This window comes from Tomitella cavernea (genome assembly GCF_016599145.1).
GTDB classification, from domain to species: Bacteria; Actinomycetota; Actinomycetes; order Mycobacteriales; family Mycobacteriaceae; genus Tomitella; species Tomitella cavernae.
Map to the genome: position 1 here is coordinate 1 of NZ_JAENKO010000086.1, position 7,355 is coordinate 7,355.

Sequence of the window (7,355 nt, forward strand, 5' to 3'; positions counted from 1 at the left end):
GGCCGTCGGCCACGGACGCCGCGCCCGCGAGCGCACGCGCCCACGGGAGCCCGCCGCCGGCCTGCACCGTCGACCACACGGTCTCCAGCCATGCGGCGCGGCGGTGCGCGCGGTCGGCCGCGGGCACGTACCGGTTCACCGCGTCATCCGCGTTGGCCAGGGCCGAGGCGAGCAGCGCGGTGTTCGTCTCGGCCGGCGCGTGCCGCGCGACGACGGCCAGGTACCGGGCCGGGTCCAGTTCGCCGTCGCGCACCGCGTTCCACAGCGCCGCCCAGATCTGGCCGCGCGCGAGCGGGTCGGCGACCCGGCTGAGCCCGGATTCGACGGTGGCCAGCGACCGCGCGTCGAGGCGGGTCTTGGCGTAAGTGAGGTCGTCGTCGTTGAGCACGACCAGCGGCGCCGCCGCCAGCGGGACAGGCGTGGACTGCGGCGCGCCGGAAAGCTCGACGTCGGCCCGCCCGACGCACACGAGCGCGTCTCCGTCGTACTCGTACCGGCCGGTGCCGAAGCGGTGCGGGCGGGTATCAGACTGCGCCGCAACCGTTTCCGCGCCGGTCCCGGCCTGCTCGAGGGTGAGCGTGGCGACCCCGGTCGTCTGCAGCCAGGCCCGCGCCCACGCGTCCAGGTCGCGGCCGGACGCGGCGGACAGCTCCACCAGCAGGTCGGTCAGCGTCGTATTGCCGTACTCGTGGGCGCGGAAGTAGCGGCGCGCACCTTCGAAGAACGCCTCGCGGCCCACGTAGGCGACGAGCTGCTTGAGCACCGCGGCACCCTTGGCATAAGTGATGCCGTCGAAGTTGAGCTTCGCCGCCTCCAAGTCGACGATGTCGGCGACGATGGGATGCGTGGTGGGCAGCTGGTCCTGCCGATACGCCCACGCCTTGCGCCGCTCCGCGAACGCCACCCAGGCGTCGGTGAACTCCGTCGCCTCCGCACAGGCGAGCGTGCCCATGTAATCGGCGAACGACTCCTTGAGCCACAGGTCGTCCCACCAGCGCATGGTCACCAGGTCGCCGAACCACATGTGCGCCATCTCGTGCAGGATCGTCGTCGCCCGCGCCTCGTACTGTGCGCGCGTGGCCTCCCCGCGGAAGACGTACTTTTCGGTGAAGGTGACGCAGCCGGGGTTCTCCATGGCGCCCAGGTTGTATTCGGGCACGAACACCTGGTCGTACTTTCCCCACGGGTACGGGTAGTCGAACGCGTCGTGGAAGAAGTCGAGTCCCTGGCGCGTCACCTCGAGGATCGCGTCGGCGTCCAGATGCTCGGCCAGCGACCGACGACACAGCACGCCGAGGGGGACGGACAGGGTGCCGCCGTCTCCCCCCGGGCAATCCGCACTCGCGCCCGGCCGGCTCCACTCCCCCGGCACGCGGTGGTAGGGGCCCGCGACGACCGCGGTGATGTAGGTGGGGATCGGCAGCGTGGGCGCGAACCGCACGCGCACCGCACCCGGGCCCGCCGGTTCCGTCTCAGCCGGCTCACGGTTGGAGATCACCTCCCATCCCTCGGGCGCCGTGACCTCGAAGGTGAACGGCGCCTTCATGTCCGGCTGTTCGAAGCAGGCGAACACCCGCCGGCAGTCGGCCGGCTCGTACTGGGTGTACAGGTACGTTGCGCCGTCGACGGGGTCGACGAACCGGTGCAGCCCCTCGCCGGAGCGGCTGTAGCGGCCCGTCGCCTCGACGCGCACGGTGCTGCGCCCGCGCAGGTTCCGCAGCGCGACGCGGGCCCCGTCGTACTCCACCGGCGCTGCGGCGCCGTCGATCCGCACCGCCTCGACCGACTCGCCGAGGAAGTCCAGCCACGTGTCCCCGTCCGCCTCGACCTCCACGGTGACCGCGGTGGGGAACCCGGTGGCGGCCGCGTCCACCGCGCCGGTGACGTCGAGCTCGACGCGGTAGCCGTGGACGGTGACCTGCGCGGACCGTGCCGCCGTCTCGTCGCGGGTCAGGTTGGCCGTGGTCGGATCGCTCATGGGACCGATCCTGCCATCCGGCGGGGCGAGGCCGGGGGGCGTCACTGGGGGCGCGGCGCCGCCGGCCGCGCCGCGCCACCCAGGGGCGCACTCTCCACCGCAGCCGGAAAAGCCGTCACCACCTGTGCAATGCCGGTAACTCGGTAGCGTTGACCCGGTGAGCTGGAGAATGCGGAAACCGCGTGCACGATCCGACCGCCCCCGCGAAGGATTCGTAGCGAACCTGGAAACCCTCGAACAACTGGAGCAGATGTAGCGGGCTTCTCCGCGCAGCTGGTCGGATACGGTGACGCGATGCGGACCCTCCAGGTCACCTCCGCCATTGCCGCGGTGTGCTCTGTGCTGATGTGGTGCTTCCTTCTGATGCAGCCAGTCTTGCCCGTGAGCGCATCCGCTGCCGTCGATGCCGGATTCGTCGTCTTCGTCGGGGGCATGCTCATCGGGCATCTCGCCGCGTTCGTCGGCCTCGTCGCCAGCGCATCGCTGGGCCCGCGCCCGGCGTGGCGGCACCGTATCCTGGCCGGCAGTCACGCGCTGACGATCATCCTGAGCGGCGCCGTCGTCCTGTGGGCGTTCGTGTTTCCGCAGTCCGGATGGGAGCTGCTGGCCCTTCCCTGCGGCGTCATGATCGGCCAGCTGCCCGCCGTCTGCGTCCTCGCGGCGGGCATGGTGTCGCGCAGGGCCGGGCCGTCCCATGTCCAGGACCGGTTGGTCGGGTGATTCCCGGTTCGCGGAAGCACAATCGGCGAAACCGCCTTGGGAGGCCGACCCCGGTGCCACCATGATGCCGTGGAGGAATACTTCTGGGTACTGAAGGAGCCGGAGCTCGATCTCATGCGCGAGATCGAGCCCGCACGGCTCGCCGATCTCGACGAGGACGCGCTGCTGGAGGTGCACCGCCGCGTGCGGCGGGCCCGCAACAAGCACGCCAAGAACTACCGCCGCGCCGCGCGGGAGAACGTCTCCGAGATGGGCGGCCGCGGCGTCGCAGCGCCCAAGGGCGCCAAGAAGCGTCTGCGCGCCGAGGCGTTCGAGGAGGCGCTCGCGCGGGTCTCTGAGCGCGTCGCCGTCGTCGCGCACGAGGCCGCGGAGAAGCTCAAGGCCGAGCGGCTCGCGCAGGCACAGGAGAATCGGGGGTCCGGACCCGATGCGCAGACTGCGGCCGGCGGCAAGGTCGACGACACGGGGCGCGCACGGGCGCACAAAGGGACGACGGGCGGGATGAAGCGGGACGCCTCATCGCAATCGCAGGGCGCGCAGCGTCAGGCCAAGCGCGACGGCCGCTGAGACCCCTTCCGGGGCGGCCGTCTACCCGAACGCCCTCAGCGCCTGCTCCATCAGTCCGAACACGTAGTTCTGCTCGATGATCCCGATCGGCTCGTCGGACGCCATCTGGAACACCAGCACATGCGACGCGCCGTCGTCGCCGGTGACCAGCCAGCTTCCGGCGAGCTTGCCGGGCGTGCTGCCGCCCTTGTAGGCGACGTACTGCAGCCCGTCGACGTTCTGCACGCCCGGATTCTCGGCGAGGATGCCGCGGATCGGCTCGGCCGCGTCGCTCCTGGCCGCCATCTGCTGCAGCGCCACGTGGGCGCGGCATACGTCCTGCGCGGAGGCGTACCAGCCGACACTGCCGGGGCTCAGCGGCGTGCGCATGAGCTGCTGCAAGTCCACGTCGTCGAGCGACCGGGTGTCCGCCTCGGCGAGCACCGCGCGGCGCTCCGCCTCTGCCGCGGCCGCGTCGGGCAGGTCGGCGGCGTCGGCCCACCTCTTCCGCAGCGACGGATCCGGGCCCCACCCGATGATGAACATCTCGCGTGTCGTCGGAAACGGCGTCAACGCCTCGGGGTGTTCGTCGCCCATCGACCGCACCGCCGCCTCCACCCGGTCGCTCCCCACTGCATGGATGAGCATGTCGGCCGCGGTGTTGTCGCTGATCGAAATCATCTTCCCGGCCGCCTCGCGCACCGTCACCGTCGACCCGGACGGCCGATTCTGCAGCTCGCCGGACGGCAGGGACTTGACGTCGTCGGTGATCGTGAGCATGTCGTCCCACCCGATCGCGCCGGCCGCCACCGCGTCGCCCACCGCACCGAGCACGTAGAGCTTGAAGATCGAGCCCAGCGGCATCACGTCGTCCGCACCCGACGCGAACACCGCGCCGCACTGCGCGACCGGGTCGGCGGCATGCAGGTCCGCGTCGGAAGCCAGCATCGACACCCGCGCGCCTGTGCCCGCGACCGCCGCGTACACGTCCGCGAAGCCGGCGGTCTCCGGCACGTCGGGCAGCATCGTGATGCCGTCGATGAGTCCGACCGGTCCGACGTGCACCGTCAGCGTCGCGGGCACCCCGCGCGCCGTCTCGAGCTGTGTCACCGCCGCGGGCCCCTCGTCATCGGTGCCCGTCACCGTGAAGGGGCCGCTGGACTGCCAGGCGGTCAACGCCGAGGCCAAGGACTGCGGGTAGAGCGCCGCGGTGAGCGACGGCGCGGACATGGCCAGGACTTCGACCGGATCGACGGGCGTGTCGGACGCGATGATCTGCAGGACCCGGTCCGCGCGGTCGCGCGCCGGCTGCCACTGCAGCGAGCCCGGCGCCGCGAACGACCCATCGGGCCCGGCCGGTGCCGCCGCGGCAGGCATCGCCAGCCCTGTCGCGGTGAGCGCCACGGCCGTCACCGCTGCCACCGTGCTTCTAGCCGCCATTCCTCTGACCGCAGTGTTCCTGAACGCCGAGCTTCTCCGAGTGGACACGGGGCGCCACTCTATTGCACGGCAGACCACTGCCGTTCTACGCCGTGCCATCCCGCGTAGCATCGCCGGTGGGGCGGGCACGGCACGGAGGTGGAGTGTGACGATCAGCGAACGCACCCCGGCGGCGGCCGAGGGACCGGCGGTGCGGGCATCCCTCGACGCGGAGACCGGGATCGGACGCATCGTCCTCGACAACCCGTCCCAGCGCAACGCCCTGTCCACCGCGGTGATGCGCTCGGTCACCGATGCGCTGCGTGCGTTCGCCGCCGACCCGCACGTGCGCGTCGTGGTGATCACCGCGATCGGGCCGGTGTTCTCCGCAGGCCACGACCTGTCCGAGATGATCGACCGCACCGTCGACGACGAGCGCATCGTCTTCGACGCCTGCACCGAATTGATGGAGACCGTGCAGCGGATCCCGCAGCCGGTGATCGCATCCGTCCCGGGCCCCGCTGTCGCTGCGGGCTGCCAGCTGGTGGCGGCGTGCGACCTGGCGGTGACGTCATCGACGGCGGTGTTCGGCACCCCCGGCGTGCGCATCGGGCTGTTCTGCTCCACCCCGATGGTCGCGGTGACCCGCGCCGTGGGCCGCAAACGCGCCATGCAGATGCTGCTGACCGGCGAGACCATCGACGCGCACACCGCCGCCGACTGGGGGCTGATCAACGAGGTGGTCGGCCCCGACGAGCTCGACGCGCGCACGGAGGCCCTGGCGTCGACGATCTCCGCGTCCAGCCCGCTGACCCTGCGCATCGGCAAGGAGGCGTTCTACCGGCAGATCGACCTGCCCCAGCACGAGGCGTACGAGCTGATGGGGGAGACTATGGCGACGAACGCGGTCACCTGCGACGCGCAGGAGGGAATGAGCGCCTTCCTGGACAAGCGCACCCCGCAGTGGACCGGGCGCTGATCCGCCCACAGTGACCGCAACGCCCGCCTCGGCGCCGTGATCCGGTGCCCGCGCCCCCGTCGAAAGGCTCTGACATGTGTTACCCGGCCCCGTGCGCACGCTGCGGAAAGACCACCTGGGACGGGTGCGGCGAGCACGCGCAGGAGGTCATGGCCACGATCCCCGAGCCGCGCCAGTGCACCTGCGGGACCGATCGCGCGCCGGCGTCGTAGGCCGGTCGGAAGAGCGCCGACCAAGTAGAAATTGCACATTCCCGGGCCAGAACCGACATTTTTGACTTGGTCGGCGGAGCACAAGCTTCTTCTCACCCCGCCCCGGCCGTCAGCACCAGCGGCTCCCCGTCGGTGACGGCGATGGCGTGCTCGCTGTGGGCCGTGCGTGAGCCGTCGGCCGAGCGGATGGTCCACCCGTCCGGGTCGTACACGATCCTGTCGGTGCCGCGGGCGAACCAGGGCTCGAGCGCCAGAGTGAGACCCGGCCGCAAGACCATGCCGCGCCCGGCCCGTCCCTGGTTGGGCACGTCCGGGTCCTCGTGCATGGCGCGGCCCAGCCCGTGCCCGCCGAACTCCGTGTTCACCGGGTAGCCGTACTCGTCGGCGACGGCGCCGATGGCCGCGGAGACGTCGCCGAGCCTGTTGCCGGCCTGCGCGGACGCGATGCCGGCGGCGAGCGCCCGTTCGGTGGCTTCGATGAGACGCCGGTCCTCGGCGCGCGGTGTTCCGACGATCACGCTGCACGCCGAATCCGCCACCCAGCCTCCGATCGAGACGGCGATGTCCATGCTCAGCAGGTCTCCATCGTGCAGGGCGTAGTCGTGCGGCAGCCCGTGGAGCACGGCGTCGTTGACCGAGAGGCAGATGACGTTGCGGAACGGGCCGCGGCCGAACGACGGGGCGTAATCCCAATAGCAGGACTGCGCGCCGCGCTCGGTGATCAGCGTGCGGGCACGGCACTCCAGGTCCAGGAGGTTCACTCCCACTTTCACGCGCGATTGCAGGTCGTCGAGCAGGCCCGCGATGAAGGAGCCGGTGACGCGCATCGACTCGACCTCGCGGGCCGTCTTCAGTTCCACCATGTGCATCCTCCTCAGACACGCCACCGAACCGGTATATAAATACCAGGCTAATCTCTGCGACGGTATTTTCATACCGGACGGGGGTAGGATGTGCTCATGGTGCGATCCCCCCTGACCCCGGAGCAGCGGGAGGCCGGCAAGCGGCTCGGCGCCAGCCTGCGCGAAGCCCGCGGTGATCGTCGGCCGGACGCGGTGGCCCGTGCCGCAGCGATCTCACCGGAGACCCTCCGCAAGATCGAGACCGGCCGCCTGGCCACCCCGGCGTTCACCACCGTCGCCGCACTCGCCTCCGTGCTGGGCATCCCGCTGGACGAGCTCGCCCGCATCGCCCTGCCGAACCTGGGCCTGCAGCGCACCGGGTGACCGGGGGCAACGGTGACCGGGGGCAACGCGGTGCCGTGCGGCGCAGTGCAGTGCCGTGCGGCGCAGCGCCGACCAAGCGGTTAGTGCGCGTTCGCGGGCCGGAATCGGCAATTTCCGCTTGGTCGGCGGGGCAGGGCGGCAGTTCCGGCCCCGGCAGTGCACGCCGCGCGCCGATCATCCTGACGCGCGCGCATTGCCCCGGCGTGTCGCGGCAATCGGCGCGCCGCGCAGCAACCGGCGCGCGGCGCAGCAACCGGCGCGCGGCGCGGCAACCG

General features: G+C 71.4%; 8 protein-coding genes. 5 read left to right on the forward strand and 3 right to left on the reverse strand.

Translation table 11 applies throughout. The features are described from left to right. Positions 1-1,978: aminopeptidase N (gene pepN, locus JJ683_RS18165; RefSeq protein WP_200176187.1), on the reverse strand; the 1,978-nt coding region annotated here is incomplete at its 3' end. A 381-nt stretch (positions 1,979-2,359) separates the two neighbouring features. On the opposite strand from pepN, the gene JJ683_RS18170 reads away from it, so the two are divergent. After that, on the forward strand, positions 2,360-2,698 hold the full coding sequence (locus JJ683_RS18170; RefSeq protein WP_200176189.1) for a hypothetical protein: 339 nt from the start codon (positions 2,360-2,362) through the stop codon (positions 2,696-2,698). Between the two features lie 69 nt (positions 2,699-2,767). Continuing rightward, complete coding sequence (locus tag JJ683_RS18175; protein ID WP_200176190.1) at positions 2,768-3,265, forward strand: hypothetical protein; 498 nt, start codon at positions 2,768-2,770, stop codon at positions 3,263-3,265. Between the two features lie 21 nt (positions 3,266-3,286). Here JJ683_RS18175 and JJ683_RS18180 read toward each other — a convergent pair whose 3' ends face one another. Further along, positions 3,287-4,684: a serine hydrolase gene (locus tag JJ683_RS18180; protein ID WP_242474847.1), complete on the reverse strand. Its 1,398-nt coding sequence runs from the start codon at positions 4,682-4,684 to the stop codon at positions 3,287-3,289. A 190-nt stretch (positions 4,685-4,874) separates the two neighbouring features. Here JJ683_RS18180 and JJ683_RS18185 point away from each other — a divergent pair, with 190 nt between their 5' ends. Both JJ683_RS18185 and JJ683_RS19865 read left to right on the forward strand, forming a co-directional pair. Beyond that, the gene (locus JJ683_RS18185) at positions 4,875-5,642 is read left to right on the forward strand and encodes an enoyl-CoA hydratase (protein WP_372435342.1); all 768 of its coding nucleotides are present in this window, start codon (positions 4,875-4,877) and stop codon (positions 5,640-5,642) included. Between the two features lie 74 nt (positions 5,643-5,716). Beyond that, positions 5,717-5,854, forward strand: a complete 138-nt coding sequence (locus JJ683_RS19865) for a DUF8730 family Cys-rich protein (protein WP_504739237.1) — start codon at positions 5,717-5,719, stop codon at positions 5,852-5,854. Between the two features lie 92 nt (positions 5,855-5,946). Here JJ683_RS19865 and map read toward each other — a convergent pair whose 3' ends face one another. Continuing rightward, positions 5,947-6,717: a type I methionyl aminopeptidase gene (gene map, locus JJ683_RS18190; RefSeq protein ID WP_200176193.1), complete on the reverse strand. Its 771-nt coding sequence runs from the start codon at positions 6,715-6,717 to the stop codon at positions 5,947-5,949. Between the two features lie 96 nt (positions 6,718-6,813). Between map and JJ683_RS18195 the strand changes: the two genes are divergently transcribed. Further along, complete coding sequence (locus JJ683_RS18195; protein WP_200176195.1) at positions 6,814-7,080, forward strand: helix-turn-helix domain-containing protein; 267 nt, start codon at positions 6,814-6,816, stop codon at positions 7,078-7,080. The last annotated feature ends 275 nt before the right edge of the window (positions 7,081-7,355 follow it).